This is a genomic window from Enterococcus canis NBRC 100695, assembly GCF_001544375.1.
Taxonomy (GTDB): Bacteria; Bacillota; Bacilli; order Lactobacillales; family Enterococcaceae; genus Enterococcus_H; species Enterococcus_H canis.
Genome location: NZ_BCQJ01000002.1, coordinates 87,790 through 105,932, shown reverse-complemented (window position 1 = coordinate 105,932; position 18,143 = coordinate 87,790). Strand labels below are relative to the sequence as shown.

Here is an 18,143-nt window from a genome sequence, read left to right as displayed (position 1 = left end):
TGAATCACTTTCCTATTTCAATTATTTTTGTTGCATACTGTTGCTTCTTTTTATCATGAGAGGTAAAAATGATGATTTTATCTTTTTTAAAGTTCAGGATTGTTTCAAAAATTGCAGTAGCTGAGTGTTCGTCAATACTACTAGTGCTCTCATCCATGATATACAAATCAGCAGAGGTAATCAAGAGACGAGCGGCGGCAATCCGTTGTTTTTCACCACCAGATAGATTACTACCATTCTCCACTAGCATCGTCTCCCAATTTTTGTTTTTTAGGATAGGTTCAAGAAGCTTAGTTTGGATCAAAAAATGCTTTTGTTCAGGCGTCAATAGATTTCCGTAACCAATATTCTTTTCTAAAGTTGTGGAAAGAATCGTTGTTTCTTGTGAAAGATAGGCAATTTTTTGCCGCAAGCTACGGTTCTCTAGTTGGTTGATAGGCAGATTGTTAATATAGATTCCTTCGGTAGGTCGAAATTTTAAAAGCAGTTTTAACAGCGACGATTTGCCACTGCCTGAAGGTCCTGATAAGTATACGATGTCATTCTTAGACAGAGTCGCGGTGATGTTAAAATCAAATTTTTTAGTTCCCTGCATAAATGTCGGCTTAGCAAAACGAATCGACTGAATACCTACTAGGTCCAAATGGCCATTTTTTTCTACTTTGTCATCTAGTTCATTTTGAATATATTGATTAGAGGTGTTTAAAGAGCGAAAATCCAGATTGATGCGATTAACTTCTGACAAAGAGTTGAAAAATAAAGGAAGTACAATACTTAAAACAATTAGATTTGTGATCTCTAGTTCACCTTTTGCAATCATCAGGCTCGTCCATAAATAGATTAATTGCTGACTTAACTGATTGATAAACCCAAGGATTGAACTAGTCGTCTGGGCAAATTTATTTGCATTAGCTAGTGCCACGTACATAGCTTCGATTTTATGTTCCAAAAGATAGTAGAGCATATCTTCATTTGCTTGTGATTTAATACCATCGACATTGGATAAAGTTACGGTTAAATCTTTTAAAGCGACGGCGGAACTTTGTTGCATATTTTCCATGCGCACGCTTAATTCCTTATTGATTGTTTTATAACCAAAATAATTGAGAGGGATCAACAATAGCAGTGTTATGGCGATTTTCCATGAAATGAATGAAGAGAAAAGTACTGAGAAAAATAGGAGTAAAGCTGTTTTAAGAACCTCTGGCAGACTATTGATGAAAAATAAGTATAGTGCATCAACTGCTTGGTAAATGCGATTGATGAGATAAGTCGGCTCAGCTTCTAAATAAGTATCATACGAAAGTTTACTCATTTTCTCTAATAGTTGAAAGAGATATTGGCGATTAAAATTAGCCGCATAATTCTCACGGTATAATTGGGCCGAAAGCTGTAAAAGAAAGGAAAGCGTCATTGAAATAAAAATAAGGAGAAACGTTTTGTTTGAGATGAGTAGCGTGTCGGATACATTTTGGACAATAAAAGGCGTTACCAACGCAGTTAAAGCAGATAAAAGCACAACCAAGCTAGTTAGAATCAAAAATTTTTTATTTGAGCATAAAAATTCTTTCATAGAAACCACCACTTTCGCTTTTGTTATCAATATACCCTTATTTTCCTAAAATTGCAACATTAGTTAGGAATATAAATGAAATAAAAATGTACAATTAGGAAATATTAGGAATGTGAAGTAGCGGGAGCGTGAATCATAGGAATAGGGAAGTTTAGTGATTTTTACTAGCTTAGCTGGTTCTTTCAGCAAACTCTGTTTGTTATCGTTCGTGTTTAAACCGTTTTACTATTGAAACGGGCAAAATATTCGTAAAAATATCGAATATTTTTTTGACATTCCTATTATAATAGTGTAAATTATCTTGGGCGCCAAAATAAACGAACCTTTTACCGAATAACGTTCGTGTTTTGACCCATTTATAACCTAGGAGGTTGCTCAAATGAAAGTATTTGACTATGAAGATATCCAACTAATCCCGAACAAATGTATCGTAAACAGCCGTTCTGAATGTGACACTACCGTTACATTAGGGAAACATCAATTTCGTTTACCGGTAGTACCGGCAAATATGCAAACGATTATCGACGAATCTATCGCTGAATTTTTAGCTGAAAATCAGTATTTTTATATTATGCATCGTTTTGACGAAGCGGCTCGTATTCCTTTTATTGAAAAAATGCAGGCAAAAGGCTTAATTGCTTCGATTAGTGTCGGCGTCAAAGAAAATGAATACCGTTTTGTTGAAGAGTTGGCAGCGAAAAAGCTGACACCTGATTACATTACTATCGACATCGCCCATGGCCACTCTAATGCTGTGATTGACATGATCCAACACATCAAAAAACATTTACCAGAAAGTTTTGTTATCGCTGGAAATGTCGGCACGCCTGAAGCTGTCCGCGAGCTAGAAAATGCCGGAGCTGACGCAACGAAGGTCGGCATCGGACCTGGTAAAGTTTGTATCACTAAAATCAAAACTGGTTTTGGGACTGGCGGCTGGCAATTAGCAGCTTTACGCTGGTGTGCCAAAGCAGCGCGCAAACCAATCATCGCTGATGGCGGTATCCGCACCCATGGTGATATTGCCAAGTCGGTTCGTTTTGGCGCAACTATGGTTATGATTGGCTCACTATTTGCTGGTCATGAAGAATCACCAGGAGAAACCAAAGTGGAAAACGGAGTTGTGCTGAAAGAATATTTTGGTTCGGCCTCTGAGTTCCAAAAAGGTGAAAAGAAAAACGTAGAAGGTAAAAAAATCTGGATCCAACATAAAGGTTCATTGGCCGATACGTTAGTTGAAATGGAACAAGATCTGCAATCTTCGATTTCGTATGCTGGCGGACGCGATTTAGAAGCAATCCGCAAAGTAGATTATGTCGTCGTAAAAAATTCAATCTTCAATGGGGACACTATTTAACAGACTTCATAAGAGGTTGGGACAGTAGGGCTTATTCAGATAGGAAGAGTCTTGGACATAGCTTTTTAAGCTATGTCCAAGACTCTTTTTTGCATTTTACTTTACCTGTCGTAGTAAAAGAAGTATAATTACTATGACAGACGTAGTATGATGGTCGTAGTAAAAGAAAAGTAGGTGATGGCATGATTAGTAGTGATGTGATTCGTGGATACAACGATCTTTTTATCCTTAGTTTGTTAGCGGAGGGGGATTCCTATGGCTATGAGATTTCAAAACAAATTCGTGAACGTTCCAATGAACTTTATGTCATCAAGGAAACAACGCTGTACTCGGCTTTTAATCGCTTAGAAAAACAGGGCTATATCACAGCGTACAGTGGTCAAGTAACTCATGGGAAGAAACGGACCTATTACCAAATCACGCCGGCCGGTCACGACTATTTGTTAGAAAAAGAGGCGGAATGGCAGTTAACACAAACGGTGGTTAACCGTTTTGTAGGAGGAGAGCATAATGAATACCATCAATAATTATTTAGAAAGTTTATTCACGGGCGTCCCGATGACGGAAGAAACGGCACAATTAAAAGCCGATTTGCAAAATCATATGGAGGATCGTTTTCAAGACCTTTTGGCTCAAGGTATTCCCGAAAACGAAGCTATTGGTACCGTGATTTCAGAATTTGGCAGTATTGATGAAGTATTAGAAGAGATGAATGTGAAACAACGAGTAGAGGCGGAAAGTGGGCAAGAACTTTCAGCTATTACCATGGGGGAAGCTTTAGAATACCTAGACAATCGCAGACGCAATAGCTTACTACTGGCTGGCGGCATCGCGGTTATCATCCTAGGACTGGCTGTTATGCTAACCTTTTTTGCAATGTTTGCTGGCGGTTTTGGTGAAATGCTGGGTATTGTGAGTCTTTTCTTTGGGGCCGCTATCGGGGTTAGTTTTATCATCATTGCCGGCATGTCCATGTCAACTACTGCTAAAAAACTATCTGGACGCTTTATTGCCCCTAAAATTAAACGTGTGGTTACAACTCAAAAAGAACATTTCAATCGTTCTTTTGTGACCGGCTTAGTCTTAGGTATTGCGCTGTGTATTATGTCAGTGGCACCGGTGATTGTGTCCAATTATCTGAGCGCCAGTGAACGGATGCAAAACTTGGGCATCGCCGTAATGTTTTTATTAGTGGCAGTGGGAGTCTTTTTGATTGTCTATTGTGGGGTCATTATGGGAAGCTTTACCAGTTTGCTGGAAAATGATTACTTTGTATTAGATGAAGAGGAAGAAGAAAAGGAAAAAGATAAACCACGGGTACTAATTTTTCTTGAATCTGTCTATTGGCCGCTCGTGGTGCTAATCTACCTCAGCTGGAGCTTTTTGACTGGTTCATGGGAAATTAGTTGGGTCGTTTTTCCAATCGCAGGAGTCTTTTTCGGAGTCGTCCGTAATGGTTTGTATGCACTCCGGCAAGATAAATAATATAAATGTAAGGGCAGTTTGTCTCAACCTCGTGTTGAAGGCAGACTGCCTTATTTTTTGCTTGTTTCTAATGAGAAACTTGGCTACCATAGAGGAGATGGAGGGGTCATGATGGCGAAAAATACTAAAATATATCCAAATTATGCGGTCTATTATTGATGGCGTCCAAAAAGGGCGACTACTTCCGGGAACGAAGTTGCCACCGGAACGTAAAATGGCGATTGATTTCTCTGTCAATCGTTCTACTGTTGTTCGTGCTTTGGAGGAATTGCAAAGTCTGGGAATCGTTCGTCGGAAGCAAGGTTCAGGCACTTATATTACCGAAACAGCCGCGCAACAACAGGCCGATTATGTTGATTGGCGTCAATATTTACAGCGCGAGTGGACCACCGAAGGGCAACAGCAACTGGAGCAGTTGAGCCAACAGCTAGGGATGCTAGATTTATACACTGGAGAGTTGCCACGCGAGCTGATTCCATCCTTCCGTTTTCCTTCATTTGATTGGCAAGAAATCTTAGCGGCTGAAAGCTTGCAAGATCATCGCGGCTATCAGCCATTAATTGAGACGGTTCAACATCACTTGCAAAAAAACTTTTCACTGCAAGTGGACACGTCAGAGATCATGATTACCTCTGGGGCGCAGCAGGCGATTTTCTTGATTCTACAAACGATGCTAGATCCAGGGGATGTCGTCGCGGTGGAGACACCTTCCTTTTTAACGGCACTACCGATTTTTCATCATTCAGGTATTCAGACCCAAGGAATTTCTATGGATGATGAGGGCATTGACTTAGCAAAATTAGAGCAAGCGATTTTACAACAAAAAGTTCGTATGATCATGGTAAACCCCAATTTCCAAAATCCTACTGGCAAGACCATGAGCCTAGCTCGGCGCAAAGGCTTAGTAGCATTGGCGCGGCAGTATCAGCTACCGATTCTAGAAGATGATGTCTTTGGGGAGCTGGCTTTTGATCAGCTGTTACCTTCTTTGAAAAAATTGGATCCGGAAAATGTGTTGTACACAGGTTCTATGTCTAAGATTCTAGGCTCATCAATCAAAGTAGGTTGGCTCGTGGCGCCTACGATTATTGCTGAAAAGTTGGCGAGCGCACGGCAAATGATGGACTTTTCCATGAGTATTTTTCCGCAAGTACTAACCAACATTGCCTTGACTGATCCCGCTTATGCTCGCAAAATGGCGGCGCTACGCTTGACGCTTAGCGAGCGAGCAGAGCAAATGATGACTTTGTTTGCTTTACAGCGAGACTGGCAAGTAGACCCAGTGAATGGCGGATATTATCTATGGGCAGAGCATCCGCAATTAGACGCGCAACACGTTCAGCAACTATTACAGGCTGGTTTGTTAAGCGCGCCGGCTGAGCTTTTTGGCAGCAATCAGCGTGCGATTCGCTTAAATTTTGCTCGTTTCTCCCCACAGGATCACGAGCGATTTTACACGATTATTTCAACTTTGAAGACATAAAAAAACCACCAAGACCGTCGTCTTAGTGGAAATGAAGGTTGTTATTTACTCTGGTAGGAGTAAGTATGAAAATACCAATTCGGGATAATTGGTGTAGCGTTATTCTAGAAAATCTGCCTAATAAGGACTTTAAACCATGCTATCTTTTTTGTAAATTTATCATGAGAAACTACTCATTGCAAATGAGGAACTGCGATTTTTCAAAAAGCCATGTGTGTAGTATAATCGCATAGATAACGAAAGTCGGTGAACAAATGACGCATACGACCTATGCGGTGGTGGATATCGAAACAACCGGCACAAAACCAGGACAGGACCGAATCATTCAATTTGGCTGTGTTTTGGTAGAAAATGGCGAGATCGTTTCTCGCTTTGCCACTGATATCAACCCAGAGCGGGAGATTCCCAAACAAATCGAAAATTTAACCGGTATCTCTACGAAACGGGCTCGTAAGGCCCCCCTTTTTGATGATGTGGCGCTTACGATCCAAAACTTGTTAGAGGATACGGTCTTTGTTGCACACAATACTCATTTTGATTCCAATTTTTTGAACGCTGCTTTTCAACAGGCAGGTTATCCACCTTTGACTTGTCCGAGAGTTGATACAGTGGAGCTGAGCCAAATCTTTTTCCCTACAGAGCCTAGCTATCGCTTATCTGACCTTTCGGAAAATTTTCAGTTGCAACACCAAAATCCCCATCAGGCCGATTCTGATGCCGCGGTGACAGCAGAACTTTTGATTATGATTATGGATAAAATTGCCGCATTGCCGCTTCTAACGTTGGAACAAATCGTTAGAATTGGTTCAAATGCCTTGACCATGGAAACTACCGATTTTATTCAAGCACAGCTAGCGGAACGCCAACAGGATGTCGGACCGTTGCCTGCTGAATGGCACGTAGTCGGAAATTTAGTCCTTCGCAAAAAAGACTACACTTACTTTGCAGAAGAACAGCAGGAGCTTACGTATCCTCGTAGTAAACGAGCCAAGCAGAAACTTTACGGGGATTACTTGCATTACCGGACAGAGCAAGCCCGCATGATGAATGCTGTATACGATCATTTTACTAAAGGGCCTAAAAATCTCTTTTTGGAAGCTGCCACTGGTATGGGAAAGACTATCGGCTATCTCTTACCGTTAGCCTATCTTGCGACGCCCGAAAAACCGGCTGTTGTTGCGACTACCTCATTACTCCTGCAAGAGCAATTAGTGGCAAAGGATATTCCGTTATTGAATCAAATTCTACCACGACCTCTGCAGCCTTTAGTAGTGAAGAGTCCCAGTCATTATCTCCATCTGGCTCGTTTTGCTGCCACGCTAAAGCAAGCTGTATCAAAACAGAGCGGTCTATATCAGATGCGCGTTCTTGTTTGGCTGACAGAAACAGAGACGGGCGATTTAGACGAACTGAATCTGACGACCTTGCAGCATGAATTTTGGCAAAAGGTAGGACATCGCGGGAATCGAGACTTGCCTGAAGATTCATTGTATGCTGAAGAGGATTTTTGGCGTTATTTGAATTGGCGCAAGCGGCAAGCTAACGTCTGGATTTTAAACCATGCCTTTTTAGTGCATGAGGAACAGCGTCCTAGTAAAATGCTGCCGGAACTAGACTATTTGGTTATTGATGAAGCCCATCATTTACCTGATACAGCCCTGAAAGCTAGCGGTACTTACTTCCAGAATGCCTCTTATGAGCGCTTTATGCGTTATCTAGAGGATCGACAACTATTTGTCGGGAACGAATTATTACCGCAAAAGGAGCTGACGCTATACCAACAAATTTTAATGGAATTAAATGAACAATTTCGTGATTTCTTCCATTTTTTATCGCGGCGTTTAAAGGGACAAGAACAGCTCTTGACCAAAGAACTATTCGATCAGCTTACACAAGAAGAAGAGGAAGTTTGTCTCCGGATCGAAGCCCTTTTTCAGGATACCCAACAATTGCAAGCTGACTTTCGCCGGTTACTAGGGGAAACGGGTGCTAAAACGCAGCAGCTGATTATACACGAGTGGCTCGACCTGTTTGATTATATGACTGATTTGGCCCAACTATTTATGCGGCTGTTAAATGATTGGTCACCGCGCTATGTAAAATGGGTTGATCTAGAGTCAAACCCTTATCAAGGCCGATTGCACACCAGTGACTTAGAAGCACCTCTTTTACCGACCACCCACTGGTATCAAACCACCAAACAAGTCCTTTTTACTGGCGGTACTTTAAAAATAGGCAACAATAAACACTATCTGCCAGAACAATTAGGCTTGACAGAAGTAGTCTTTAAAACGTTAGCAAATCCATTTGATTATAGTGAACAAGCTCGTTTAATGGTTCCTAGCGGCGCCGAAGATGCGAAGGAGCAGGTCCATGCCGCAACGGTTATTGAGACGTTAAAACAACTACAGACGTTAGAGCGCCCGATACTCGTTTTGTTTACGTCACATGAACTGCTGAATCAAGTTTACCAAGGGATTCATATGCCGTTTTTAATCAATGGTCGTGAAGTGTTAGCGCAAGGCAAAGGTGGTAGTCGTGAAAAACTATTAAAACGATTTAGTCATTCTGACAATGCCATTCTTATGGGAGCCGACAGTTTTTGGGAAGGGGTCGATGTGCCGGGGAATACACTACAATTAGTGGTAGTGACCAAGTTGCCGTTCGAACATCCGCAGCGACCTTTAGTGAAAGCCCGCAATCAGTTATTGACTGCCAATGGGAAAAATCCTTTCTATAAAGATTCACTACCAAAAGCGGGCCTACGCCTTAGACAAGCATTAGGTCGGTTGATTCGTTCAGAAACAGATCGGGGCGTCCTCTTGGTTTTGGACCGGCGGATTGTAACGGCGTCCTATGCGGGACAATTGCTACGCGCTTTACCGAAAGAGCTACCTTTAGTGGAAGGCCCCCTCGAAGAGTTAACAGAGTGGACCCGTGACTTCCTCTTGGAAGAGAAAACCCAGGAAAAATAGTTCAAAACCTCGTTTTTTCTGCTATAATAAAACCCAGTAAAGAAAGGATGACCGCTAGTGACAAATGAAAGAGAACGACGGATCCAACGAATTTTGATCGGTGTGATCGTGTTTTTACTTTCCTTTATATTACTGACGAGTGTCCTGTATGTTCGCTCAACTCGTCCAATGCGCCAAGCAAAAGAGGAAGCTACTACCATAGCAAAGAAATACGCAAAATTGGAAACCGTAGATCGTTTTTATTGGTTTAACCGTCAAGACACGTATTTCAGCCTTTTAGGTAAAAATGACAAAGACCAGGCAATTGCGGTGATTATCCCGGAAACTGGTGAAAAGGTCACAATCTTGGATCAGAAAGAGGGACTTTCTGAGGACGAGATTCGCGAGTTAGCATTTCAAGAATACCAACCAGACAAGATTCTCAAAGTCGAATTGGGATTGGAAGATCAAAAACCAGTGTGGGAAGTCACACTTCGCCGCGATGGTGCTTTGAGTTATATCTTATTGGATTTTAAAGATGGTAAAGAAGTGAAAGTCATTCAGGATATCTAAAGGAGTGAGAGGATGAAATTATCACAACGAGCGATTCGCCTCGAGCCTTCTGTGACGTTGGCGGCAGCAGCCAAAGCCAAGGCGTTGAAGGCCCAGGGATTGGACGTGTTGAGTTTAACGGTTGGGGAACCGGACTTCGCTACCCCTGAAAATATTCAAGAGGCAGCAATTAGTGCGATTAAAAGTGGTCAAGCTAGCTATTATACCCCCTCAGCGGGTTTGCCAGAACTGCGGACGGCTGTGGTTCGGTATTTAGAGCAATATTACGGACTTGCCTATGATCTGAATCAAGTCGTGGTGACAGATGGGGCGAAATTTGCTTTATATGCATTGTTCCAAGCGATTCTTGATCCAATGGATGAAGTGATCGTGCCCGTTCCTTATTGGGTCAGTTATGGAGAACAGATCAAACTGGCAGAAGGCGTGCCGGTCTATGTGGATGGCGCCCAAGCAAATGATTTCAAAGTGACGGTGGAGCAACTCGAGTTAGCCCGCAATGAGAAGACTCGCGCCTTAATTTTAAATTCCCCCTCTAATCCAACAGGCATGATTTATTCTGCTGAGGAGTTACAAGCGATTGGGGAGTGGGCGGTTAAGCATGACATTTTAATCGTAGCAGATGACATCTATGGTCGGCTCGTTTATAACGGTCATACCTTTACGCCAATTGCGACGCTTTCGGAAGCTATTCGCAAGCAGACAGTGATTATTAATGGGGTATCAAAAACCTACGCTATGACCGGTTGGCGAATCGGCTATGCCGTGGGAGATGCAACCTTGATTAAAGCGATGACTGATATTGCTTCGCAGTCGACGAGTAATCCGACCGCCGCAAGCCAATACGCGGCAATAGAAGCCTTGTTGGGTGAGCAAGACACGGTGGAGGAGATGCGCGCTGCTTTTGAAGAGCGGTTAAACATTATGTATCCATTAGTGGCTGCTTTGCCAGGTGTCAAGTTGGCAAAACCACATGGTGCTTTCTATTTGTTCCCAAACGTTAAAGAAACATTGGCTCTTTGCGGCTATGATAATGTCACCAAATGGGTTGATGATTTATTAGAAGAAGAACAGGTAGCATTGGTAACTGGTGAAGGGTTTGGCGCTCCGGAAAATGTTCGGATTAGCTACGCGGCTGATTTAGCGACATTGGAAGAAGCAGTTCGGCGCATTGCCCGTTTCATCGAGAATCATTCAAAATAAGAATTTGTTGTAAAAAGGGAGAGACATACGTGAAAGTTATTCAAATTATCGACGCCAAAGATCATGTTGGCGAAATCGTCAAAATTGGCGCATGGGTAGCCAACAAACGCTCAAGTGGGAAGATTGCCTTTCTACAATTGCGAGATGGAACGGCTTATTTCCAAGGCGTTGTCGTAAAAAGCGAAGTACCAGAGGAAGTTTTTCAATTAGCGAAAAATTTAACGCAAGAAACTTCTGTTTGGATCACAGGTGAAATTCGCGAAGATAGTCGATCAAAATTTGGTTATGAGATTGGTATCCAAGGAATTGAAGTCGTTGGCGAAAGTCATGAGTATCCAATCACACCAAAGGAACACGGCACAGATTTCTTGATGGATCACCGTCATTTGTGGTTACGTTCTTCAAAACAGCATGCGATTATGCAGGTTCGGAATGAAATCATTCGTGCTACGTATGAATTCTTTAACCAAAATGGTTTTATCAAAATCGATCCGCCAATCTTAACAGGTTCAGCTCCTGAAGGAACAACTGACTTATTTGAAACAAACTATTTTGATCAAAAGGCTTACTTGTCACAAAGTGGTCAGCTTTATATGGAAGCGGCGGCTATGGCCTTTGGAAAAGTCTTTTCTTTTGGCCCAACATTCCGTGCAGAAAAATCAAAAACACGTCGTCACTTGATTGAATTCTGGATGATTGAGCCAGAAATGGCCTTTATGCATCAAGAAGAAAGCTTAGAAGTCCAAGAACAGTATGTTGCTTATTTGGTACAAAATGTTTTAGATAACTGCGACTACGCACTGGATGTCTTGGGACGTGACAAAGAGTTGTTGAAAAAATATACACAACTACCGTTTCCACGTATCAGCTATGACGATGCGATTGAATTGTTACAAAAAAATGGTTTTGATGATATTACTTGGGGTGAAGACTTTGGTTCACCGCATGAAACCTTTATTGCAAATTCATTTGAACAACCGGTCTTTATCTTAAACTATCCAAAAGCAATCAAACCTTTCTATATGAAACCACACCCAACTCGCGATGATGTCGTGATTTGTGCGGATATGATTGCACCGGAAGGCTACGGGGAAATCATCGGTGGTAGTGAACGGGCTACTGATTACGATTATCTGCTAGAACAAATTCGCGCCCATGGTTTAGATGAAGAAGAATACTCTTGGTATCTAGACTTGCGTAAATATGGTTCTGTACCACATGCTGGTTTTGGTCTTGGGTTGGAACGGACAGTCACTTGGCTTTCCGGTATCGAACACGTACGTGAGGCGATTCCATTCCCACGCTTGTTAAATCGTATTTACCCATAAAATTAGAGTGCCCGTTTGTGGCACTCTTTTTTCAAAAATATTTTAAGGTAGTTCTTTAATTTTCTATGGTAAAAACTAAGGCGGGAGGGAAGCAAGTGGAATTAGAACAGATTGACACCAATACACTTGGGGCAATTGCACCGCTTTTTTCGGCGGAACAATATGCAAAGCTAAAAGATGATTTAACAGACCCATCGATTCTACTGTTTAAAGATGTGACGAATCAAGTGGTGATTCGAGGGAAAGTAGTCCCCAATCCGCAACATGCAGATAAAAATGATTTACTTATCACAGATTTGATTGGGGCAGAGGATCCCTATCAAATTATTCCTTCCCTATTAAAACAAGCCAAGCGACTGCGTATTCAAGAGTGCCATTGGTAAGACTTAGCCAATCTCGACAGAAGATAACTTTCTGCTGAGATTGGTTTTTTTTCAGTTGACACATGAATGAATAATCATATATAATAAACATGAAGAGATATTCATATGAAATAGGAGGGAATGTTATGACCACTAAACAATTACATTTAAATGGTTTGGATTGTGCCAATTGTGCGCAAAAAATTGAAAAAGCCGTCCAAGCTTTACCAGAAGTTACTGAGGCTAATGTTGACTTTATGCAAGCGCGCCTATCTGTTACCACTAGTGAACAAGCTGAAGGTGTAACGGATAAAATTAAAAATATTGTTGCAAAAATCGAACCAGAGGTAGCTGTTACGGAAGAAGTAACAGCTGAAGAATCAAGTGAATTGCCTAAGATATTAGCGAGTTTGGCGCTATTAGTGATTGTGACACTTTTACCTATCAGCAATCCATGGTTGAAGTTTGGCGCCTATTTACTTCCTTATTTGTTAGCAGGAGGCGAAGTCTTAAAAACAGCTTGGCAAAATATCATCCACGGCCAAGTCTTTGACGAGAATTTTTTGATGAGTTTGGCGACATTAGGTGCTTTTGCGATTGGTGAATATCCAGAGGCAGTTGCCGTGATGGTCTTTTACCAAATCGGGGAGTACTTCCAAAGCATCGCTGTCAATCGCTCACGCCGTTCGATTCAATCACTAGTAAAGCTACGTCCTGATACGGTCCAAATCCAGCGAGCGGGTGAAGTACAAAACACACCCTTAGCAGCAGTGAAGGTTGGAGAACAGATGATTGTGCAACCTGGAGAACGCATCGCTTTAGATGGCGTGATTTTAGCCGGGTCTGCGGTGGTGGATACTTCCGCCTTAACGGGTGAATCTCGCCCGCAAGCAGTAAATGTGGGCTCAGAAGTCTTGAGCGGTATGATCAATAAAGACGGCCTCTTGACCGTGGAAGTCACTACGACCATGGCTAATTCTACCTTGCAACGGATTATGGATCTGGTGGAAAATGCAACCGCTCAAAAGGCACCTGCGGAAAACTTTATTACGAAATTTGCCCGCTACTATACCCCAATCGTGGTGGTAGCGGCAGCGTTACTAGCCGTGATTCCACCATTGTTTTTCCAAGCTGATTTCTCAGAGTGGCTTTACCGTGCGCTGACGTTCTTGGTAATTTCTTGTCCATGTGCGCTGGTAGTTTCCGTTCCCCTAAGCTTTTTCGGTGGCATTGGTGGCGCCTCGAAGGCGGGTATTTTGATCAAGGGTAGTAATTATCTAGAAGTATTAGCAAACGTTGATACGGTTGTTTTTGACAAAACGGGTACGTTAACAAAAGGGAATTTTGCGGTTGAAAAAATTGTGGCAGCGCGAGGAACTGAAAGCGAATTGCTAGACTTAACAGCGTCAGTTGAACAATACTCTAATCATCCAATCGCGCATTCTATCGTGACGGCTGCCAAAAATCTGCAATCCGTAACCGATCTAAAAGAGATCGCAGGTCATGGTGTGCGGGGAACAGTAGCGGGAGAGGTTGTGTTAGCTGGTAACCGAGCGCTATTAGCAGCTGAAGGGATTGAAACGCCAGAAGTCAGTGAGATAGGCACCCTGGTTTATGTAGCGGTGGCAGGCGAATATGCTGGTTATCTCGTAATCAACGATCAAATCAAAGCTGATGCAGCGGCAGCTATCCAACGTTTGCACCAATTAGGCGTTAAGCAAACGGTGATGCTGACAGGTGATAGTGCCAATGTCGCAAACGCCGTCAGTCAAGAACTAGGACTAGACCAAGTATATAGCCAACTTTTACCAGCTGATAAAGTCACTAAAATTGAAGCCTTAGCAGCAGGTACTCACTCCGTAGCTTTTGTAGGCGATGGGTTGAATGACGCGCCTGTTTTAGCTAGAGCCGATGTTGGCATTGCTATGGGTGGTGTTGGCAGTGACGCTGCGATTGAAGCGGCTGACGTCGTGTTAATGAATGACGAACCTTCTAAAGTCGCAACCGCTGTACAAGTGGCTCGTAAAACGATGCGCATCGTTAAACAAAATATTTTCTTTGCCATCGGCATCAAATTGATTGTACTGGTACTAGGTGCATTAGGAATTGCTTCGATGGGAGCAGCCGTTTTTGCTGACGTCGGTGTGACAGTGTTAGCTGTTTTAAACGCTGTGCGCGCATTGTCTATCAAAGGTCTAAAATAAAGGTTGGTTGAAGTATTAAACAGAAAAGTGTCCTCTAGAAATAACTTGTTTCTAGAGGACACTTTTTTATTCATGGTGCAGCACCTGCTTTTCCGCTGATTTACGGTTCTGCCGTCAATTTATCGTAAAGCTTTTGGGTGTCAGTAGGTTTTTTTTCTGTGAAGTAGTAATCTTTTGCTTTAGTTGTTATCTTTAGAATTGGTTTCGAGTCAGTATCAATATACAAAACGCTATTTTTACCGGCAACTGTAAAATTCCCGAGTAAATATTGATCACTACCAATGCCAGCGGTGCGAATCACATTGCTAGGCAACTCGTTGACAAGTTCGACAGATTCGATGGTGCCAAGAGGAATTTCACTAGTCGTCGTCATAGGTGCTTTTAAAACTAACTCTTTTTGACTAAGTTCTGCTTGTACGGGATCATTGGTAAAATCCATCATAAATAAGGGAATATTGGCTGCTAAGAGTGCGAAAGCAACCACGATACCGGTCACAATCATAAAAACTTGACCGCTTTTCTTGCCTAAATTGACAGAGATATTCATACCGATTCGGTCTGGTACCATCAAGCGTTGATCATTTGGATTGATATAAACGCCATATTTCCAGTATTGATCGTCACCAGTATAACGATAATCAGGTGCCTGTTCTATCAGGAAATCCTGTTTGCGGCGTAAATCATACAAGTAGTAGAAGGTAAAGAAGACCGCGGCAAAAAGGATCATAAGAAACAGTGCTAGCGAAACGTTCGCCCAAAAGGTGGACAGTTGATAAATTGAGCTGGGCATAAAGAACATTGGGAGAAAAGCGTAAGTTAAGATTAAGACTAAGGCCGACCAATGATGACGCATTAAATCATTGTATTGTTGATTGATTTGAGCATCATCTGTTAGTGGTTTGACTGGCAGACGGCGAATAGTCCAATATAGTACCAGCATCATCGCCACTAGGAAAATAGAGGCCAGGATCATAATAAGCGAACCGCCATTCCAATCCTGCGTGCTTAACCAGATACTAATCCCTAGCAAAATTATCACCGGAATAAACCAATAAGGAGACACCATCTTTTGATTTTTCAAGCGCACTAGCTTGGTATCTACTAGGATCGCTTCAGTAGGAAGTTCCCAATCTTCTTTAACAATCAATTCACGCATTTTACGGATGTAGCGAATTTCCAATAAAAAGAAAGAAAAAATCGAAATCAACAGGAGGAGGGTGAAACTCAACATAACCAGTGAGTCATAGCGTAAAAGAAAACTTGGTAAAGTCACTAGTGTCAAGATTCCTGCAAACTGGAGTAAACGCTTCTTATACATTTTACGAATGGCGGTCACTCGTGGATCAGTCAATTTGTCTTTGGGCAGGGTATTCTCTAAAATAATATTTTTATGGGGGTTGCCCGGTACCATCATGGAAAAGGCCAAGATGAAATACATGGCAATCAGAATTAACAATACAAGTGTCATTTTTCTTCCTCCTCTGACGGGTAAACAGCGGCTAACTGTTGTTGCAACTCAGTCAATGATAGTTGATGGATACTAGCTTCAGCCGCCAGCAAACGTAAACGCTCGGTTAGTTCTTGGACAAATGGCGGATTAAGCGGCAACTGTGCTTGGACTATGGTACCGTTCCGCCGATCGGTTACCACATACCCTTTTTCCCGTAAAAAGCCATAGCTTTTTGAGACGGTCATGGCATTCACGCCAATCTCATCCGCCATTTGGCGAACGGAAGGCAGCAGTTCGCCGTTTTGAAAATCACCGGCAGCGATACCTAAGATAATTTGTTCGGATAATTGCTGGTAGATCGGAATCTCACTGGTGGAATCAATGGTAATCAACATTTTGTTCATCCTCCCTTTGTATTATTTATAGTAATACAAATGATACAAAGATGCAAATAAATCGCCTTAGACACAAAAATTGCATGAGAGAATGACGAAAATATTTTTAAATATCATCGTTAATATAATGAATGAATGATAAAATAACGTTCATATAAGAAAAGCAGATTGCTATTACTCTTAAAAATGAATAAGATAAAACAGATGAGTAATCATCGTGAAAGAATATACACATAGGAGCGAAACGATGGATAAAAAACAACTTCGCTGGTTTAACATCGCGTTGATCGCCTTCAACATGGTTTGGGGTATCGGTAACGTGGTGAATAACTATGCGCAACAAGGGATCTCAGTTGTAACATCATGGATCCTGATTCTGGTCTTATATTTTATTCCCTACGCCTTAATCGTAGGACAGCTTGGTTCGGCATTTAAAGATAGTAGTGGTGGGGTCAGCTCGTGGGTCCAAAATACATCTACTAAACGTCTAGCCTATTATGCAGCTTGGACTTATTGGGTCGTACACATTCCTTACTTAGCGCAAAAGCCACAGGCAATTTTGATTGCGTTAGGCTGGGCCGTTCAAGGGAATGGAAATATCGTCAATACAATGTCTGTCAGCATGGTCTCAATCATCTCATTGGTGATTTTCTTGGCCTTCTTGTGGTTGTCGACTAAAGGCTTGACTACCTTGAAACTGATTGGGGGGATCGCCGGTACAGCGACCTTCATCATGTCAATCTTATTCATTCTCTTTGCCGTTGGCGCACCAATGATCAATAGTGATGTTCATTTTGCGACACCGCACATGGAGCAAGTCAGCACCTATATCCCGAAATTTAATTTTGGCTACTTTACAACAGTTTCGATGTTAGTCTTTGCAGTCGGCGGGGCCGAAAAAATTTCACCTTATGTTAATGCAACGAAAAATCCAGCCCGTGAGTTTCCAAAAGGGATGATTTTTCTAGCAGCGATGGTAGGACTTTCGGCTGTCTTGGGTTCATTCGCAATGGGTATGCTATTCGCCAGCAATAATATTCCTGAAGATTTAATGGCTAATGGTGCGTATAGTGCCTTCCAAATCCTAGGAAATTACTATGGCGTGGGGAACTTGCTGATGATTATTTACGCTTTGACTAATGGCTTAGGTCAAATTGCCGCGTTAGCCTTTTCAATTGATGCACCGTTGAAGATTCTTTTAGCCGATGCTGATCCTGAATACGTTCCAGCTGCGCTGCGTAAACGCAATGCAAAAGGGACTTTAGTGAATGGTTACTTGTTGACAGGAATTTTAGTTAGCATCATCATTGTCTTGCCGTTATTTGGTATTGAAAACATGAATGAATTAGTAAAATGGCTAACTAACTTAAATTCCGTTGTAATGCCAATGCGTTATTTGTGGGTATTCTTTGCCTATATGATGTTGAACAAAGCTTACAAAAAATTCCAATCAGAGTACAAATTTGTTAAAAATCCTAAAGTTGGTTTCATCTTTGGTTTATGGTGTTTCCTATTCACCGCCTTTGCCTGCATCTTAGGTATGGTACCCAAAATCGACTTTGACGCAGATCCAAAAGCATGGTTCTTCCAGTTAACGATTAACATCTTGACGCCAATCGTCTTGATTTTACTAGGAATGCTACTGCCTTGGTTTGCTCGCCGCGATAAAAACAAAAAAGTGAAATCAACGGTAACGACCGTTCAATAAGCAATCCAGACCTTCGGAAATTTTCCGAAGGTTTTTTATTGACAAAAACTGATTACAAGTGTAGTCTTAGA

General features: G+C 41.9%; 14 protein-coding genes. 11 read left to right on the top strand and 3 right to left on the bottom strand.

Annotated elements, in window-relative coordinates; translation table 11 throughout:
- Positions 1-4 precede the first annotated feature (4 nt).
- Complete coding sequence (locus tag ECA01S_RS03855; protein WP_067391395.1) at positions 5-1,573, bottom strand: ATP-binding cassette domain-containing protein; 1,569 nt, start codon at positions 1,571-1,573, stop codon at positions 5-7.
- Positions 1,574-1,952: 379 nt separating this feature from the next.
- Here ECA01S_RS03855 and guaC point away from each other — a divergent pair, with 379 nt between their 5' ends.
- From guaC to ECA01S_RS03805, 10 genes are all read left to right on the top strand, one after another.
- Positions 1,953-2,930, top strand: a complete 978-nt coding sequence (gene guaC / locus ECA01S_RS03850) for a GMP reductase (protein WP_067391392.1) — start codon at positions 1,953-1,955, stop codon at positions 2,928-2,930.
- A gap of 182 nt (positions 2,931-3,112) precedes the next feature.
- A complete protein-coding gene (locus ECA01S_RS03845; protein ID WP_067391389.1) occupies positions 3,113-3,457 on the top strand; it encodes a PadR family transcriptional regulator in 345 nt (114 codons plus the stop codon).
- Positions 3,441-4,415: a permease prefix domain 1-containing protein gene (locus ECA01S_RS03840; protein ID WP_067391386.1), complete on the top strand. Its 975-nt coding sequence runs from the start codon at positions 3,441-3,443 to the stop codon at positions 4,413-4,415. The genes ECA01S_RS03845 and ECA01S_RS03840 overlap by 17 nt, the downstream gene beginning before the upstream one ends.
- Before the next feature lie 142 nt (positions 4,416-4,557).
- Positions 4,558-5,898 carry an aminotransferase-like domain-containing protein gene (locus ECA01S_RS03835; RefSeq protein WP_067391383.1) on the top strand — a complete coding sequence of 447 codons (1,341 nt, stop codon included), beginning with the start codon at positions 4,558-4,560 and terminating at the stop codon, positions 5,896-5,898.
- Between the two features lie 254 nt (positions 5,899-6,152).
- Positions 6,153-8,873 carry a helicase C-terminal domain-containing protein gene (locus tag ECA01S_RS03830; protein WP_067391380.1) on the top strand — a complete coding sequence of 907 codons (2,721 nt, stop codon included), beginning with the start codon at positions 6,153-6,155 and terminating at the stop codon, positions 8,871-8,873.
- Between the two features lie 57 nt (positions 8,874-8,930).
- A complete protein-coding gene (locus ECA01S_RS03825) occupies positions 8,931-9,425 on the top strand; it encodes a cell wall elongation regulator TseB-like domain-containing protein (RefSeq protein ID WP_067391377.1) in 495 nt (164 codons plus the stop codon).
- A 12-nt stretch (positions 9,426-9,437) separates the two neighbouring features.
- Positions 9,438-10,625: a pyridoxal phosphate-dependent aminotransferase gene (locus ECA01S_RS03820; RefSeq protein WP_067391374.1), complete on the top strand. Its 1,188-nt coding sequence runs from the start codon at positions 9,438-9,440 to the stop codon at positions 10,623-10,625.
- Positions 10,626-10,654: 29 nt separating this feature from the next.
- Positions 10,655-11,953: an asparagine--tRNA ligase gene (gene asnS, locus ECA01S_RS03815; protein ID WP_067391371.1), complete on the top strand. Its 1,299-nt coding sequence runs from the start codon at positions 10,655-10,657 to the stop codon at positions 11,951-11,953.
- A 95-nt stretch (positions 11,954-12,048) separates the two neighbouring features.
- Entirely contained in the window at positions 12,049-12,336 is a 288-nt protein-coding gene (locus tag ECA01S_RS03810; protein ID WP_067391368.1) for a hypothetical protein, read from the top strand.
- Positions 12,337-12,461: 125 nt separating this feature from the next.
- Positions 12,462-14,519, top strand: coding sequence for a heavy metal translocating P-type ATPase (locus tag ECA01S_RS03805; RefSeq protein WP_067391365.1), 2,058 nt, complete (start codon positions 12,462-12,464; stop codon positions 14,517-14,519).
- 100 nt (positions 14,520-14,619) lie between these two features.
- On the opposite strand, the gene ECA01S_RS03800 is transcribed toward ECA01S_RS03805, so the two are convergent.
- Positions 14,620-15,987: a PH domain-containing protein gene (locus ECA01S_RS03800; protein ID WP_067391363.1), complete on the bottom strand. Its 1,368-nt coding sequence runs from the start codon at positions 15,985-15,987 to the stop codon at positions 14,620-14,622.
- Complete coding sequence (locus ECA01S_RS03795) at positions 15,984-16,364, bottom strand: GntR family transcriptional regulator (RefSeq protein ID WP_067391361.1); 381 nt, start codon at positions 16,362-16,364, stop codon at positions 15,984-15,986. Before ECA01S_RS03795 ends, ECA01S_RS03800 begins: the two co-directional genes overlap by 4 nt.
- A gap of 247 nt (positions 16,365-16,611) precedes the next feature.
- On the opposite strand from ECA01S_RS03795, the gene ECA01S_RS03790 reads away from it, so the two are divergent.
- Positions 16,612-18,072: an amino acid permease gene (locus ECA01S_RS03790; protein ID WP_067391358.1), complete on the top strand. Its 1,461-nt coding sequence runs from the start codon at positions 16,612-16,614 to the stop codon at positions 18,070-18,072.
- Positions 18,073-18,143: the final 71 nt, after the last annotated feature.

Coding starts and splice junctions, on each gene's coding strand:
- ECA01S_RS03855 (WP_067391395.1), bottom strand. CDS start 1,573: ATGAAAGAATTTTTATGCTCAAATAAAAAATTTTTGATTCTAACTAGC.
- guaC (WP_067391392.1), top strand. CDS start 1,953: ATGAAAGTATTTGACTATGAAGATATCCAACTAATCCCGAACAAATGT.
- ECA01S_RS03845 (WP_067391389.1), top strand. CDS start 3,113: ATGATTAGTAGTGATGTGATTCGTGGATACAACGATCTTTTTATCCTT.
- ECA01S_RS03840 (WP_067391386.1), top strand. CDS start 3,441: ATGAATACCATCAATAATTATTTAGAAAGTTTATTCACGGGCGTCCCG.
- ECA01S_RS03835 (WP_067391383.1), top strand. CDS start 4,558: ATGCGGTCTATTATTGATGGCGTCCAAAAAGGGCGACTACTTCCGGGA.
- ECA01S_RS03830 (WP_067391380.1), top strand. CDS start 6,153: ATGACGCATACGACCTATGCGGTGGTGGATATCGAAACAACCGGCACA.
- ECA01S_RS03820 (WP_067391374.1), top strand. CDS start 9,438: ATGAAATTATCACAACGAGCGATTCGCCTCGAGCCTTCTGTGACGTTG.
- ECA01S_RS03805 (WP_067391365.1), top strand. CDS start 12,462: ATGACCACTAAACAATTACATTTAAATGGTTTGGATTGTGCCAATTGT.
- ECA01S_RS03800 (WP_067391363.1), bottom strand. CDS start 15,987: ATGACACTTGTATTGTTAATTCTGATTGCCATGTATTTCATCTTGGCC.
- ECA01S_RS03795 (WP_067391361.1), bottom strand. CDS start 16,364: ATGTTGATTACCATTGATTCCACCAGTGAGATTCCGATCTACCAGCAA.
- ECA01S_RS03790 (WP_067391358.1), top strand. CDS start 16,612: ATGGATAAAAAACAACTTCGCTGGTTTAACATCGCGTTGATCGCCTTC.